14 protein-coding genes are annotated in these 15,570 nt (G+C 58.8%); 3 read left to right on the top strand and 11 right to left on the bottom strand.

Annotated features, from left to right (window positions below):
• Nucleotides 1-96: 96 nt before the first annotated feature.
• Entirely contained in the window at nt 97-1,722 is a 1,626-nt protein-coding gene (locus tag HX824_RS13855) for a methyl-accepting chemotaxis protein (protein ID WP_003210555.1), read from the bottom strand.
• A 148-nt stretch (nt 1,723-1,870) separates the two neighbouring features.
• Entirely contained in the window at nt 1,871-2,875 is a 1,005-nt protein-coding gene (locus HX824_RS13850) for an amidohydrolase family protein (protein WP_008434016.1), read from the bottom strand.
• Between the two features lie 140 nt (nt 2,876-3,015).
• Here HX824_RS13850 and HX824_RS13845 point away from each other — a divergent pair, with 140 nt between their 5' ends.
• Together HX824_RS13845 and HX824_RS13840 are read left to right on the top strand one after the other, a co-directional pair.
• The gene (locus HX824_RS13845; RefSeq protein ID WP_003210558.1) at nt 3,016-3,432 is read left to right on the top strand and encodes an OsmC family protein; all 417 of its coding nucleotides are present in this window, start codon (nt 3,016-3,018) and stop codon (nt 3,430-3,432) included.
• A 64-nt stretch (nt 3,433-3,496) separates the two neighbouring features.
• Nucleotides 3,497-4,369: a pirin family protein gene (locus tag HX824_RS13840; protein ID WP_177054676.1), complete on the top strand. Its 873-nt coding sequence runs from the start codon at nt 3,497-3,499 to the stop codon at nt 4,367-4,369.
• Between the two features lie 135 nt (nt 4,370-4,504).
• Here HX824_RS13840 and HX824_RS13835 read toward each other — a convergent pair whose 3' ends face one another.
• From HX824_RS13835 to HX824_RS13820, 4 genes are all read right to left on the bottom strand, one after another.
• The gene (locus HX824_RS13835; protein WP_008434010.1) at nt 4,505-5,233 is read right to left on the bottom strand and encodes a dienelactone hydrolase family protein; all 729 of its coding nucleotides are present in this window, start codon (nt 5,231-5,233) and stop codon (nt 4,505-4,507) included.
• Between the two features lie 66 nt (nt 5,234-5,299).
• A complete protein-coding gene (gene htpG / locus HX824_RS13830; RefSeq protein WP_177054675.1) occupies nt 5,300-7,204 on the bottom strand; it encodes a molecular chaperone HtpG in 1,905 nt (634 codons plus the stop codon).
• Nucleotides 7,205-7,293: 89 nt separating this feature from the next.
• Nucleotides 7,294-7,746, bottom strand: coding sequence for a PaaI family thioesterase (locus tag HX824_RS13825; protein WP_003210562.1), 453 nt, complete (start codon nt 7,744-7,746; stop codon nt 7,294-7,296).
• On the bottom strand, nt 7,743-8,219 hold the full coding sequence (locus HX824_RS13820; protein WP_003210563.1) for a PaaI family thioesterase: 477 nt from the start codon (nt 8,217-8,219) through the stop codon (nt 7,743-7,745). The genes HX824_RS13825 and HX824_RS13820 overlap by 4 nt, the downstream gene beginning before the upstream one ends.
• Nucleotides 8,220-8,376: 157 nt before the next feature.
• Between HX824_RS13820 and HX824_RS13815 the strand changes: the two genes are divergently transcribed.
• Nucleotides 8,377-8,619, top strand: coding sequence for a hypothetical protein (locus HX824_RS13815; protein WP_003210564.1), 243 nt, complete (start codon nt 8,377-8,379; stop codon nt 8,617-8,619).
• Nucleotides 8,620-8,768: 149 nt separating this feature from the next.
• Here HX824_RS13815 and brnQ read toward each other — a convergent pair whose 3' ends face one another.
• From brnQ to odhB, 5 genes are all read right to left on the bottom strand, one after another.
• Entirely contained in the window at nt 8,769-10,082 is a 1,314-nt protein-coding gene (gene brnQ, locus HX824_RS13810; RefSeq protein ID WP_177054674.1) for a branched-chain amino acid transport system II carrier protein, read from the bottom strand.
• Nucleotides 10,083-10,499: 417 nt separating this feature from the next.
• Nucleotides 10,500-11,381: a succinate--CoA ligase subunit alpha gene (gene sucD, locus HX824_RS13805; RefSeq protein WP_003210566.1), complete on the bottom strand. Its 882-nt coding sequence runs from the start codon at nt 11,379-11,381 to the stop codon at nt 10,500-10,502.
• Nucleotides 11,381-12,547 carry an ADP-forming succinate--CoA ligase subunit beta gene (gene sucC, locus HX824_RS13800; RefSeq protein WP_003210567.1) on the bottom strand — a complete coding sequence of 389 codons (1,167 nt, stop codon included), beginning with the start codon at nt 12,545-12,547 and terminating at the stop codon, nt 11,381-11,383. Before sucC ends, sucD begins: the two co-directional genes overlap by 1 nt.
• 214 nt (nt 12,548-12,761) lie before the next feature.
• A complete protein-coding gene (gene lpdA, locus HX824_RS13795; protein WP_003210568.1) occupies nt 12,762-14,198 on the bottom strand; it encodes a dihydrolipoyl dehydrogenase in 1,437 nt (478 codons plus the stop codon).
• A 95-nt stretch (nt 14,199-14,293) separates the two neighbouring features.
• Nucleotides 14,294-15,526 (bottom strand): 2-oxoglutarate dehydrogenase complex dihydrolipoyllysine-residue succinyltransferase, encoded by a 1,233-nt coding sequence (odhB, locus tag HX824_RS13790; protein ID WP_008434003.1) that lies wholly within the window; start codon nt 15,524-15,526, stop codon nt 14,294-14,296.
• Nucleotides 15,527-15,570: the final 44 nt, after the last annotated feature.

Below are 15,570 nucleotides of genomic sequence, written 5' to 3'. Positions count from 1 at the left end.
TTTGGTTACTTTGCCGCTTTTTTGCAAAGTGACTCGCTGTAAGAGCGAAACCATAAGCCGCCGTGACCGCAGCAACGGATATGCCCCCCCAACAACCTAAACCGAAAACCGAGCCACCATCGTGTTGAGATCCACCGCCAACCGCGACAACTCCTGGCTCGCCGCACTGGTCTGGTTCGCCCCCGCCGACGTCTGCTGTGCCAAATCGCGAATATTCATCAAATTGCGATCCACCTCCCGCGCCACCGCCGCCTGTTCTTCCGAGGCACTGGCAATCACCAGGTTGCGCTCATTGATCAGGGTAAACGCCGAAGCAATCTCCTCCAGCGCCGTCCCCGCCGACTTGGCGATATCCAACGTTGACCGCGCCCGAGTATTGCTCTGCTGCATGGAGCTGACAGCCTGATCAGTCCCCTGCTGAATCCCACTGATCATCTGCTCGATTTCCTGGGTCGACTGCTGCGTACGATGCGCCAAGGCACGCACCTCATCCGCCACCACCGCAAACCCACGCCCGGCATCCCCAGCTCGCGCCGCTTCGATGGCGGCATTCAGCGCCAGCAAATTGGTCTGCTCGGCAATCGAACGAATCACATCCAGCACCTTGCTGATGCCATATACCTTCTGCGCCAGGTCCTCCACCTGAGTCGCATTGGCCGTCACATCATCCGCCAGGGACTCAATCGACAACACCGTCTGATGCACCTGCTCGCGCCCGTGCTGAGCGATACGATCCGACTCCCGCGATGCCTGGGACGTAGCCACCGCGTTGCTCGCCACCTCCTCCACCGCCGCCGTCATCTGGTTCACCGCAGTAGCCGCCTGCTCGATTTCCTGACTCTGCTGATGCAACCCACGGGTGGCATCTTCGGTCACGCAACTAAGCTCTTCGGAAGCCGACGCCAACTGGCTGGACGAATCGGAAATACGCCGAATGGTTTCCCGCAGGCTCTCCTGCATGCTTTTCAGCGCCTGCTGCAAACGCGCCGGCTCATCCTGGCCGCTGACAGTAATCACCCCGGTCAGATCGCCACTGGCCACACCCTGGGCGACTTTCAAAGACTGGGATAACGGCAGCACAATACTGCGGGTCAGCAACAATGCCAGGCCGATGGTGATCAGCGCCGTCACGGCAATCATGCCAACCACCCAACTGCGCGATTGCGTGAACACACTTTGCGCCAGGCTCGCCGCCTGATTGGCACTGACCTTGTTCAACGTCACCAGCTCACGCAGGGTGCCGGCCAGTTCGTCGGCCAACTGGTTCATCTCGCCGTTGACCACCTTGATCGCGTCTTCCAACTGATTCGCCCGGGAAAACGCCATCACCTGTTCCTGGCGCTGCAGGTAACGCTCTTCCTCGGTTTTAAAGCGATCGAACAGCACCCGCTCTTCAGGCAGCACGATCAAACCTTCATAGAGGGACTGAGCCTTGTGCAGGCCGCTTTTCAGCTCGGTGATTTTCTGCTCATTCTGCGTGATTGCCTGCGGGTCGCGGTTAAGCAGCAGCCGCAACGTCAGGGCCCGCACCCGCAGCAGGTCCTGATTCATCTCGCCGACCGCCATCACGCTGGGCAGCCAGTTGTTTTCCACCTGGTCAGACTGCTGGCGCATATTGCCCATCTGCAACAAGGCGAACCCGCCCAGGGCAAACACCATCAGCGCCAGCAAACCAAACCCCAGGCCGGCGCGAGGGGCGATATTCAGACTTCTGATATTCATGCTCGGAATCCTTCCAAAAGCGCTGCATCCACCTGCAGCGGGCTCTTGAAAGGTATCGGCGAGTTGAGACGTTTGCCTAAGACGAAAACGCGATATCAAAACGCCTTATGATCGCCCCGCCCCGGCTGTAGCGATTCAGCTAAACCCATCACCTGGGCTTGGGCAGAATCGCCAGGAAATTGTCCCGTGCGACCTTTCTGGCCACATCCTCAGGCAACGCATCGAGGAACGGGTCAAAGCTGCGCATTTCCTTACCGAGCTTGTTGAAGCGTCCTACCACGTCTGAGCCAAGCATGAAGCGGTCCGGGAAGCGCTCCACCAGTTTTACCCACTCAGGGCGTGCCTTTCCCGCCTCATCCAGCAAGTAAGGCGTGAGCACGCTCCAGGACAGGTCGACGTACAGGTTCGGGTAAGCCTCCAGCATGCGCGCCAGGGTCGGCAGCAAAAAATCCATCTGCGTCTGGTGCCGATGGATCTCCATGCTGCTGCCCGCATGGGCCCAGATAAACCGGGTGTGCGGGTGATTACGTAGCGGCTCTTCCATTTCCGCCAGGTACAACGGATTTTTCTCACGCTTGGAGGTGATGTTGGAATGCACCATCACCGGCAGATCATTCTCCGCGGCCAGGTGATAGATGCGGGTCATCGCCTCATTGTTGGCCCTTGGGGTGTCGCCGGAGGTCAACGCGGTCAGGTCATCGTGACGGGTGAAGACTTCGCCGATGCCTTGCCAGAGCCCAGGATTGAGGTCGAGCATGCGCTGGATATGGGATGCAGCATTTTTATCGTTGGGATTGAAACCACTGAGGAACGGATGAAAGCGCTGACGTTGCTCCGGGCTCAGTTTATTGACCGCATCGGCGACGAACACGTCGGTGGCGCTGTACCAATAGGCGTCGGCGTCGTCCCCGGCGTAATAGCGCGGCCGCTTGGGTTCGTCCTCATGCCATTTCTTGGCCACCGGTATGCCGGAAATCATCACGTGCTCGATGCGATTATCGGCCATGGCCTTGAGTAATTTATCCATGCCCGCCGACTCCTGGAAGAAATCGACGTAATGCAGGTGTGCATCGCTGTAGGCATAGTCGCGAGCCTGCACCGCAAGGCTTGCGGCGGTCAGCAACAGGGCAATACTCAGGCGGGTCCGGCGCACGGGGGTATCTCAAACAAGGGCTAATGCCGGTAGACCTCGGACCGCGCCTGCGGGTTCAGCGGTAAACAACGGGGAACACCAACGTGCCAGCATGCTCTATAACTGCATGAGCTTCTTCCTGCCACCCTGTGAGGTTTGCCATGCCTGTTACCGTGAACACGCTGAACGCCGAAAACTTCCGCCACAGCGTCAATATCAATAACCACGAGCTGTTTACCGACCTGCCCAAGAGCTTGGGCGGCGACGATTCGGCGCCCTCCCCCCACGATTACTTCGACGCCGCACTGGCGTCCTGCAAGGCCCTGACCGTCAAGCTCTATGCGCAGAAAAAAGACATACCGCTGACCGGCGTGACCGTGGAAGTCACCCATGACAGCACCGAAGAGCAAAAGGGCAAATACAAGCTCAACGTCAAACTGACCCTCAAGGGCGTACTCACTGACGAGCAGCGCGACGAGCTGCACCGCGTGGCGGATCGCTGCCCGGTGCACAAGCTGATGACCACGGCCGAAGTCACCATCGAGACCCGGCTCTCCGAAGGCGCCTTCAGCCAGTAGCGGCAACCTCCCGTCGAGCGGGTTATGCTCAGTACCATCAGACCCGCTCAGACTGGGAAGCACCATGACCACCGTGACCGTGATTCGCCCGCGCGCCGAAGATGTGGAAGGCCAACCGATCCTGCGCCCACTGCCCTCCAGGCAATGTCGCAGCGTCGGGCCTTTCGTGTTTTTCGACCATATGCTGCAAACCCGTTATGCCCCGGGTACCGGCATGAACATTCGCCAACACCCGCACATCGGCCTCTCTACCCTGACCTACCTGTTTGAAGGCGAACTCCTGCACAAGGACAGCCTCGGCTCCGATCAGGTGGTCAAGGCCGGGGACGTCAGCTGGATGACAGCCGGCAGTGCCATTGCCCACGTTGAACGCAGCCCCGAGGCGTTGAAGGCCAGTGGTTTCAGCCTGCACGGGTTGCAAGTGTGGCTGGCCTCCCCCAAGGAACATGAACAAGGGCCTGGGCATTACAGCCATCATCCGGCCGCCAGCTTGCCGGTGAGCGATAACCTCGGCGTGCAGATTCGCCTGATTGCCGGCAGTGGCTTTTGCCTCGAATCGCCGGTGCCGGTGTTGTCGCCCACCTTGTATGCCGAGGTGCGGATGCAGACGGCTACCACCCTGCTGATCCCGGATGAGCATGAAGAACGGGCGGTGTATGTGCTGGAGGGTGAGGCGCAGTTGGATGGCGAAGCGCTGGAGGTGCATAGCCTTGTGGCGTTGCCGGCAGGCGCAAGCATGGGGCTGTTTGCCGAGACTGATTGCCACCTGGTGGTGTTCGGCGGCGCGGCGCTGGATGGGCCACGGCGGATTAACTGGAATTTTGTCGCGAGTGATCCGGCGTTGATCGAGCAGGCTCGGCAGCGTTGGGCGGCTGGGGATTGGCCGACAGTGCCGGGGGAAAGTGAGCGGATCGAGTTGCCTGGAGGCAAGGCTTAAGCGCTTTATTGCCTGTGAAACAGCCTTCGCGAGCAAGCCCGCTCCCACATTTCGACCGCGTTCCTTCAGGATGTACACGGTTAAAATGTGGGAGCGGGCTTGCTCGCGAAGGGGCCAGCTCAGGCAACCGAACTATCAGCCCTTGAACACTTCATCCAGCAAGTTATGCATCGACTGAAAGGCCCGCGCAGCGGTCTTCGCGTCATACATCATCTTGCCCGGCACATTCGCGTGCGGGTCGGTAAACGAGTGCACCGCACCGCCGTAGCTCAGCAATTGCCAATCCACACCGGCGGCGTTCATTTCGTCTTCAAACGCCGGCAGTTGCTCCTTCGGCACCAACGGGTCGGAAGCACCGTGCAACACCAGCACGGAACCCTTGATGTTTTTTGCATCGGCCGGGTTCGGCGTGTCGAGGCTGCCGTGGAACGAAACGGCAGCTTTCAACGGTGCACCGGTACGTGCCAGCTCCAGGGAGCAGCAACCACCGAAGCAGAAACCAAAGGTCGCCAGCTTCGAGGTATCCACCGCCGCTTCAGTCTGGGTTTTCAGGTGATCAAGCGCGACCTGCATGCGCTTGTTCAACAGCGGCCGGTCATTCTTCAACGGCATCATCGCCGCACCCGCTTCATCGCCGTTCGAAGGGCGGACGGTTTGCCCGTACAGGTCGGCAAGCAGCACCACGTAGCCCTTGCTGGCCACGCTCTTGGCGATCTCTTCAGCGCCGGCACTGACACCCATCCAGTTCGGCGCCATCAACAACCCTGGCAGCGGGCCCTTATGACTGGCATCAAATGCCAGGCGGCTTTCATAAGACTGGCCATCAATCTGATAGACCACGGAACGCACGGTGATTTGGCTCATCATTTACTCCAGGTGAAAGGCTCCAGAACGAAAAAACCCGCCGAAGCGGGTTTTTCTACAACGGTGTTAAACCGACAGTTCAACCAACAGCTTGTTCAGTCGGCGCACATAAGCGGCCGGGTCTTTCAGGCTGTCGCCGGCAGCCAGGGCTGCCTGGTCGAAGAGGATGTGCGACAGGTCGCCAAACCGCTCTTCGCTCTGCTCGCCGTCGAGTTTCTCGATCAGCGGGTGCGCCGGGTTGAATTCAAAGATCGGCTTGGAATCCGGAACCTTCTGACCGCTGGCTTCCAGGATCTGACGCATCTGCATGCCCAGGTCCTGCTCGCCGATGGCCAGGATCGCCGGGGAATCGGTCAGACGGTGGGAAACCCGCACTTCGCTGACGGCATCGCCCAAGGCGGTCTTGATTCGCTCAACCAGGCCCTCTTTGGACTTGGCCACTTCTTCAGCGGCTTTCTTGTCCTCTTCGGAATCCAGGTTGCCCAGGTCCAGGTCGCCGCGGGCGACGTCAACAAAGCTCTTGCCGTCGAAGTCGCTGAGGTAGCTCATCAGCCACTCGTCGATGCGGTCGGTCAGCAGCAGCACTTCGATGCCTTTCTTGCGGAAGACTTCCAGGTGCGGGCTGTTCTTGACCTGAGCGTAGGTTTCACCGGTCAGGTAGTAGATCTTGTCCTGACCTTCCTTGGCGCGCGCCAGGTATTCGGTCAGGGAAACGTTCTGCTCGCCGTCGTCACCGTTGGTCGATGCGAAACGCAGCAGGCCGGCGATTTTTTCCTTGTTGGCGAAATCTTCTGCCGGGCCTTCTTTCATGACCTGGCCGAAGTTTTTCCAGAAGCCCTTGTATTGCTCAGGCTCGTTTTTCGCCAGCTTCTCCAGCATGTCGAGGACACGCTTGGTCAGCGCCGACTTCATCGAGTCGATGATCGGGTCTTTCTGCAGGATTTCCCGCGACACGTTCAGCGACAGGTCGTTGGAGTCAACCACGCCCTTGATAAAGCGCAGGTACAACGGCAGGAACGATTCCGCCTGGTCCATCACGAATACGCGCTGCACATACAGCTTCAGGCCTTTCGGCGCTTCACGCTGGTACAGGTCGAACGGAGCACGGGCCGGTACGTAGAGCAGCGAGCTGTATTCCAGCTTGCCTTCGACCTTGTTGTGGCTCCAGCTCAGCGGGTTTTCGTAATCGTGGGCAATGTGCTTGTAGAACTCCTGGTATTCCTCGTCCTTGACTTCGGTACGAGGACGGGTCCACAGGGCGCTGGCGCGGTTGACCACTTCCCATTCCTGGGCTGGGGCTTCTTCGCCTTCGGCCGCCGCTTGTTCTTTCGGCAACTCGATCGGCAACGCGATGTGGTCGGAGTACTTCTTGATGATATTGCGCAGACGCCAGCCATCGGCGAACTCGTCTTCACCGGACTTCAGGTGCAGGACGATGCGGGTACCACGATCAGCCTTGTCGACAGTGGCGATTTCAAATTCACCCTCGCCCTTGGAAGACCAGTGCACGCCTTCGCTGGCGGCAAGGCCGGCACGGCGGCTGAATACTTCAACCTTGTCGGCAACGATGAAGGCCGAGTAGAAGCCCACGCCGAACTGGCCGATCAGGTGCGAATCTTTCTTCTGGTCGCCCGACAGGTTCTTCATGAAATCAGCGGTGCCGGATTTGGCGATGGTCCCCAGGTGGGTGATCGCATCGTCACGGCTCATGCCGATACCGTTGTCTTCGAGGGTGACGGTTTTCGCGTCCTTGTCGAAGCTCACACGGATTTTCAGTTCCGCGCCACCTTCCAGCAACTCAGGCTTGGACAGGGCTTCGAAACGTAATTTGTCGACAGCGTCAGAGGCGTTCGAGATCAATTCGCGAAGGAAAATTTCCTTGTTGGAATACAGCGAATGGATCATGAGGTGCAGCAGTTGCTTCACCTCGGTCTGGAAGCCCAGGGTTTCCTTTTGAGTTTCCACACTCATGGTCATCAAACTCCAATTGGATGGCAGTGGCCGCGCCCTTGAGGGTTGGCGGCGGGTTGTCATCAAAGTTGGGGGCTAAGACCAGGATTTCAAGGGCGAGCCGGTTCCTCAATCTTGAAATGCGCACGGGCGGTGGCAATCGGTTCGGCCGGGGTACTTTGCCACGCGGTAATCGCCACGTTGGCCACCCGCCGACCCTGGCGCCACACCTGGCATTTGGCGTAGGTGTCGCGAAACTGGCCGGCGCGCAGGTAATCCAGGGAGAAATCGATGATCTTGGGAACGCCAGGCGCACCGGTGAATACCAGCAAATGCAAGGCTGCGGACAGCTCCATGAAGCCCGCGATCACCCCGCCGTGGATCGCCGGCAATATCGGGTTACCAATGTTGTCCTTGTTGGCCGGCATGCGGAACAGCAATTCATCCCCCAGGCGCGTGCATTCGATACCGATCAGCCTGGCGTAGGGAATCAGGTTGAGCAGCGCTTCATAGTTGCCGCGCTCGTGGGCTTGCTGCAGACGGGTCTTGAATTGATGGGTCATGCCTGTTCTCCCTTGATTGCATTGCCCAGGCCCTGGCTGCCCTTGAGGCGCTTGCCCATGCGCATGAACGTACCCACCACGTGGGCAATCGGTTGCTGCGGATCGTCCTGGTAGGCGAAGCCGCGGGTGAAGATCACGTCGGTGGTCACCCGGTAGCACTGGGCAAAGCCGAATACCGGTTTATGGGGCTCGGCCGGGTGCATGTAGTCGATGCGCAGGTCCAGGGTCGGGCAAACCTCGAACTCCGGCAGTACGCACAAGGTAGCCATGCCACAGGCGGTGTCCATCAAGGATGTGATGGCGCCGCCGTGGATCACGCCGGTCTGCGGGTCACCGACGATATGCGGAGCATAGGGCAGCACCAGCGTCATGCCGTCCTCACTGGCGGCGTGCACCTGGATGCCCAGCACCTGGCAGTGGCGCAAGGCTGAAACAAAGCGCGTGGCACGGGATAAAAGAGGATTTTCGGTCATTCGTTAAAGACTCTTATTAGTGTGGAGCCGGCGGAGTAGACAACCTTGCTGAAAGTTCCCTAGGGAAAAGCCTTATATATCTGTGAGATTTAAGGAACTAAGCGTTGGGCATAGGCTCGAAAGGCCAGTAGATATCTTCAATAAGGAGAAACACCCCATGCGCAAGACTTTAGCTATTTCCATGATGCTGGCTGCTGCCCTCGGCCTCGCTGCCTGCGACAAAAAATCCGAAGACAAAGCCCAAGACGCCGCAGCCCACTCTGAGCAAGCTCAGAAAGACATGGCGAAAGCACAGGATAAAGTGAACGACGCTGCGAAAGAAAACGCCGATGCTGCCAAAGCTCAGGCTGAATCGAACGAAGCTGCTGCGAAAGAAGCAACACCTGCAACCGGTTCTTGAGTCTGACGACTTGAACACTGTGACGTGAAAAGTCATGTTGCAAAAGAAAGCCCGCTTAATAGCGGGCTTTACTTTGTCCGGTGTTTTTAACCCGGCCGGGCAGCTCGAAACTTCGAACTAAACCTCGGCACAAGTTAGTGGCTAAACGTTTAAGCCATCGCTTCACTGCGTTTGCCCAGCAGGCGGTCAATCACCACCGCAACCACCAGCGTCATCACCGAAGGCACCAGCCACGCCAGGCCCTGCTCGCTCAGCGGCAGGTGAGCCAGTTGCGATGGCATCCAGTCAGCCAGGCCCGCGCCCTTCAGCGCGTCAATGCAACCGAAGATGAACGACACCAGCATCACCGGGCCAACGATCCGGCCCTGCTCCTGCCAGAAGTCCTTACAGAAGCTCAGGGCCACCAGCACGATGCACGGCGGGTAGATGGCTGTCAGCACCGGGATCGAGAACGCGATCAGCTTGGTCAGGCCCAGGTTGGACACAAACAGCGAGAATACCGCCAGGATCACCACCAGGGTCTTATAGGACAGCGGCAGTACGCGGCTGAAGTACTCGGCGCAGGCGCAGGTCAGGCCCACCGCGGTTACCAGGCACGCCAGGGAAATCAGCACGGCGAGGAAGCCGCTGCCCAGGGAGCCGAAGGTGTGCTGGACGTAGGCGTGCAGCACGGCGGCGCCGTTGGCGGCACCGGCCGCCACTTCGTGGCTGCCCGAACCGAGGCGGAACAGGCTGATGTACACCAGCGCCAGGCCCACACCGGCAATCAGCCCGGCGATGATCGCGTAGCGGGTGATCAGCTTCGGCGACTCGACGCCACGGGAGCGGATCGCGTTGACGATCACAATGCCGAATACCAGCGCGCCGAGGGTATCCATGGTCAGGTAACCATTGATAAAGCCCTGGGAGAACGGTGCGGCCACGTACTCAGGGGTGGCAACACCCACATCGCCGGCCGGCAAGGCAAAGGCAGCAATGCCCAATACGGCCAGGGCGATGATCTTCAACGGTGCCAGGAAACGACCAACCGTATCCAGCAGACGGCCCGGGTACAGGGAGATGAAGAACACCAACAGGAAGTACACCGAGCTGTAGAGGAACAGCGCCAGCGGGCTTTCACCGGTCAGCGGCGCCAGGCCCACTTCAAAGGAAACGGTGGCGGTTCGCGGGGTGGCGAACAACGGGCCGACAGCCAGGTAGGCCGCCGCTGCCAGCAAGCCACCGGCGATCTTGCCGATCGGACTGCTCAACGCGTCCATGCCACCACCGACCTTGGCCAGGGCGATAACGGTGATCACCGGCAAACCGACCGCGGTGATCAGGAAGCCCAGCGCCGCCATCCAGACATGAGGCCCGGACTGCAAACCGACGATTGGCGGGAAGATGATGTTGCCGGCGCCCACGAACAGGGCAAAAGTCATAAAGCCCAACGCCAGGATGTCCTGGCTTTTCAACACTTTCATTTGAGGAAATACCACACTACTGAATCGGAATTTAGAGAGGGCTTCCCTATGGATGAGGGAAATACTGCCGGTCCGGATGGGGACCGACCGGTCTGGCGCGAGGCTTCCTTTTGGGAGGCACACGCATAAAGAGGCGGCTAGCCTAACGAATTTGCGGGTCAAACGCACTGTTGCGGGGCGAACTGTCCGATAAGCGACATTTTTATGTCGCGTTTTTATATCTAAATTTTGAAATACGATCGAATGTGGGAGCGGGCTTGCTCGCGAAAGCGGTGTATCAGCCACTCATGAGCTGACTGACACACCGCTTTCGCGAGCAAGCCCGCTCCCACATGTTGATCTCCACCAACCTTCAGAATGCACAAAGGCCACCCGAAGGTGGCCTTTGTGGGGTGAAGCGTCAGTTAAGCGCGAGGCTTACTTGACAGCCCAACCGGTCAGCTCGGACAAAGCCTTGCCGATGTCTGCCAGCGAACGCACGGTTTTAACGCCTGCGTCTTCCAGGGCAGCAAACTTCTCGTCTGCAGTACCCTTGCCGCCAGAGATGATTGCGCCCGCATGGCCCATGCGCTTGCCAGCAGGGGCAGTCACACCAGCGATGTAGGAAACAACCGGCTTGGTCACGTGTGCCTTGATGTAGGCAGCCGCTTCTTCTTCAGCCGAACCGCCGATCTCACCGATCATTACGATCGCTTCGGTCTTCGGGTCTTCCTGGAACAGCTTCAGGATGTCGATGAAGTTCGAGCCTGGGATCGGGTCACCGCCGATGCCGACGCAAGTCGACTGACCGAAACCGGCGTCAGTAGTCTGCTTGACAGCTTCGTAGGTCAGGGTGCCGGAACGGGAAACGATACCGACTTTACCTGGCAAGTGAATGTGACCTGGCATGATGCCGATCTTGCATTCGCCTGGAGTGATCACGCCTGGGCAGTTAGGGCCGATCAGGACTACGCCCAGCTCGTCGCACTTAACTTTAGCGTCCAGCATGTCCAGGGTAGGAATGCCTTCGGTGATGCAAACGATCAGCTTGATGCCGCCGAATGCTGCTTCCAGGATGGAGTCCTTGCAGAAAGGAGCTGGAACGTAGATCACGCTGGCGGTGGCGCCAGTGGCAGCTACAGCATCTTTCACGGTGTTGAACACTGGCAGGCCCAGGTGCTCGGTGCCGCCTTTACCAGGAGTAACGCCACCCACCATCTTGGTGCCGTATTCGATGGCTTGCTGGGTGTGGAAACTACCTTGGGAACCGGTAATACCCTGGCAGATAACCTTGGTGTCTTTATTGATCAGGACGCTCATTATTTGCCCTCCGCAGCTTTGACAACTTGTTGAGCAGCGTCGGTCAGGCTGGTAGCAGCGATGATGTTCAAACCGCTTTCTGCCAGTACTTTAGCGCCCAGTTCAGCGTTGTTACCTTCAAGGCGCACAACAACCGGGATTTTAACGCCGACTTCTTTCACTGCACCGATGATGCCTTCGGCAATCATGTCGCAACGAACGATGCCGCCGAAGATGTTGACCAGTACTGCAGCGACGTTGGAGTCGGACAGGATGATCTTGAACGCTTCGGTAACGCGTTCTTTGGTGGCACCGCCGCCTACGTCGAGGAAGTTGGCTGGTTTGCCGCCATGCAGGTTGACGATGTCCATGGTACCCATGGCTAGGCCAGCACCGTTGACCATGCAACCGATGTTACCTTCCAGGGCTACGTAGTTCAGTTCGAACTTGGCAGCGTGCGCTTCGCGCGGATCGTCTTGCGACGGATCGTGGAAAGTCTTCAGCTTAGGCTGACGGTACATGGCGTTGGCGTCGATGTTGATCTTGGCATCGAGGCAATGCAGATCGCCGTCAGCCTTGATCACCAGCGGGTTCACTTCCAGCAGGGCCAGATCGTGATCCTGGAACAGTTTGGCCAGACCTACGAAGATCTTGGCGAACTGGGCAACTTGCTTGCCTTCCAGACCCAACTGGAATGCCAGCTCGCGACCCTGGAATGGCTGAGCGCCAACCAGTGGATCGATAGTGGCTTTCAGAATTTTTTCTGGGGTTTCTTCAGCGATCTTCTCAATGTCCACGCCACCTTCGGTGGAGGCCATGAACACGATGCGACGGCTCGAACGGTCAACGACAGCGCCCAGGTACAGCTCTTTAGCGATATCAGTGCACGATTCAACCAGGATCTTGGTGACTGGCTGGCCATTGGCATCAGTCTGGTAAGTCACCAGACGCTTGCCCAGCCACTGCTGAGCGAAGGCTTTGGCGTCTTCTTTGCTGCGAACCAGCTTAACGCCGCCCGCTTTACCGCGACCACCAGCGTGGACCTGGGCTTTGACAACCCACTCGGTGCCGCCGATTTTGTCGCAAGCTTCTGCTGCTGCTTCCGGGGTGTCTACTGCGTAACCCTTGGATACTGGCAGGCCGTATTCAGCGAACAGCTGCTTACCCTGATACTCGTGAAGATTCATGCTTATTACCGTCTTCGTTAGGTACTGCGCATTCGGCGCTGCGCTCTTTATTGAGTGCCGCGCCACCTGTGACTGCTGCTTGCACAGTCAAACCACCAAAGGCCTGAACCCTGGGTGGTGAAACTGCGCAAGACTGCGTCCAGCGGATATTCCGCGGTGAGTCTTGCGCACAAGGCTCACGACGGGCAACCGCCGTGGTTTCTTATTATCTCGCTTAGCGCTTCTTCTTGTTGGCGATGTGGATGGCATGGCCATTCACTGCCAACGCGGCTTCGTGCAGCGCTTCGGACAGGGTCGGATGGGAGAAAACCATCATGCCGATGTCTTCGGCGCTGGTGCCGAATTCCATACCGATTGCGCCTTGCTGAACCAGTTCTGCTGCGCCTGGGCCGATCACGTGGACGCCCAATACGCGGTCAGTCTTGGCATCAGCGATGACTTTGACAAAACCACCGGTGTCGTTGGCTGCCATGGCACGGCCAGAAGCGGCAAACGGGAAGGTGCCGACGTTAACTTCAACGCCTTCAGCTTTCAACTGCTGTTCGTTCTTGCCGACCCATGCAATTTCCGGGTGGGTGTAGATAACAGACGGGATCAGGTCGTAGTTCATCTGGGTCTTGTGACCCTTGATGCGCTCGACAACCATGATGCCTTCTTCGGAAGCCTTGTGCGCCAGCATCATGCCGCGAACCACGTCGCCAATGGCGTAGACGCCCGGCACGGTGGTAGCGCAGTGATCGTCAACGTGGATGAAACCACGCTCGTCGATGTTCACGCCGCTGTCGGAAGCCAGCAGGTCAGTGGTCACCGGACGGCGACCTACGGCTACGATCAGCTTGTCGAAAGTGATGGTCTGTTCGCCATCCTTGTCGGTGTAGGTCACGACAACTTCTTCGCCGTTAACCTTGGAACCGGTAACACGAGCGCCCAGCTTGATGTCCAGACCTTGTTTGGTCAGGGTTTTCAGCGCTTCTTTGGACACTGCGGTGTCGGCAGCCAGCAGGAACGTGTCCAGGGCTTCCAGCACGGTCACTTCGGAACCCAGGCGGGACCAGACCGAACCCAGTTCCAGGCCGATCACGCCAGCGCCGATCACGCCCAGACGTTTTGGAACCGCTTGGAATTCCAGGGCGCCGGTCGAATCAACGATCACGTTCTGGTCGACCGGAGCCGGTGGAATGTCGATTGGACGCGAACCTGGAGCCAGGATCACGTTCTCGGCTTCGATGATTTCGGTCGAACCGTCAGGCTTGGTGATTTCAACTTTCTTGCCGGCCAGCAGTTTGCCGTGGCCTTGCAGGGAAGTAACGCCGTTGGCCTTGAACAGGGTAGCAACGCCGGAAGTCAGGCCTTTAACGATGTTGGCCTTGCGGCCGACCATCGCTGGCACGTCCATGGTCACGCCAGCGTGGTTGATGCCGTGGATGGCAAAACCGTCTTGCGCTTCGTGGAATTTCCAGGAGCTGTCCAGCAGCGCCTTGGAAGGAATGCAGCCAACGTTCAGGCAAGTACCGCCCAGCGCCAGTTTGCCTTCCTTGTCGGTGTATTTTTCGATGCAAGCAGTCGAGAGGCCCAGTTGTGCGGCCTTGATGGCGGCAACGTAGCCGCCAGGGCCTGCGCCAATCACTACAACGTCAAATTTCTGCGACATGAAAAAAAATCCTCTTTAGCTAAAAGCTTCAAGCCGTGAGCCGCACTCCGGCCTGCCTCGCGGCAGACCGGGTGGTACGGCGCACCGCCGCTTTATCAGATATCCAGCAGCAGACGAGCCGGGTCTTCCAGCAGGTTCTTGATGGTCACCAGGAAAGTCACGGCTTCTTTACCATCGATCAGGCGGTGATCGTACGACAGCGCCAGGTACATCATCGGGCGGATAACCACTTGGCCGTTGATCGCCATAGGACGCTGCAGAATGTTGTGCATGCCCAGGATCGCAGCTTGTGGCGGGTTGACGATCGGAGTCGACATCATCGAACCGAAAGTACCACCGTTGGTGATGGTGAAGGTACCACCGGTCATCTCGTCGATGGTCAGTTTGCCGTCACGGGCCTTCTTGCCGAAGTTGGCGATGCCGCCTTCGATTTCAGCCAGGCTCATCAGCTCGGCGTTACGCAGAACCGGTACCACCAGGCCACGGTCGCTGGAGACGGCAACGCCGACGTCAGCATAACCGTGGTAAACGATGTCGCCGCCGTCGATGGAAGCGTTGACTGCCGGGAAGCGTTTCAGCGCTTCGGTGGCCGCTTTCACGAAGAACGACATGAAGCCCAGGCGTACGCCGTTGTGGGACTTCTCGAACAGGTCCTTGTACTTCGAACGCAGGGCCATGACTTCGGTCATGTCGACTTCGTTGAACGTGGTCAGCATCGCCATGTTCGACTGTGCTTCAACCAGGCGCTTGGCCACGGTGGCACGCACGCGGGTCATCGGTACGCGCTTCTCGGTGCGGTCGCCAGCGGCGAACACAGGAGCAGCGGCAGCCGGGGCGGCAGCCTTGGCAGGCGCAGCAGCTGGAGCGTTTTTCTTGGCTTCAACGGCGGCAACCACGTCTTCCTTGGTCACACGGCCATCTTTGCCGGTGCCCTTGATGGACGCCAGGTTGATGCCGTTTTCGTCAGCCAGCTGACGCGCAGCCGGTGCAGCGATTGGATCTTCGCCACCCGCAGCCGGTGCAGCAGCTGGAGCTGCGGCAGCAGCCGGTGCAGCAGCGGCGGCAGGAGCAGGAGCAGCGGCAGCAGCACCGCCCTCTTCGATCGAGCCCAGTACCTGGTTCGACAGGACGGTAGCGCCTTCTTCGGCAACGATTGCGCCCAGCACGCCGTCAGCTTCAGCCAACACTTCGAGCACGACCTTGTCGGTTTCGATGTCGACGATCAGGTCGTCACGCTTGACGGCCTCGCCTGGTTTCTTGTGCCAGGTGGCAACGGTGCCATCGGCAACCGATTCCGGGAATGACGGGGCTTTGATTTCGATAGCCATTATCTGTGGGTCCTTAAAATTCGGTTTCAGTCAGCGCGAAGGCG

Origin of the sequence: Pseudomonas sp. D4002, from assembly GCF_013385665.1 — a bacterium.
Taxonomy (GTDB): domain Bacteria; phylum Pseudomonadota; class Gammaproteobacteria; order Pseudomonadales; family Pseudomonadaceae; genus Aquipseudomonas.
This window is presented reverse-complemented; position numbering and strand designations above follow the sequence as displayed.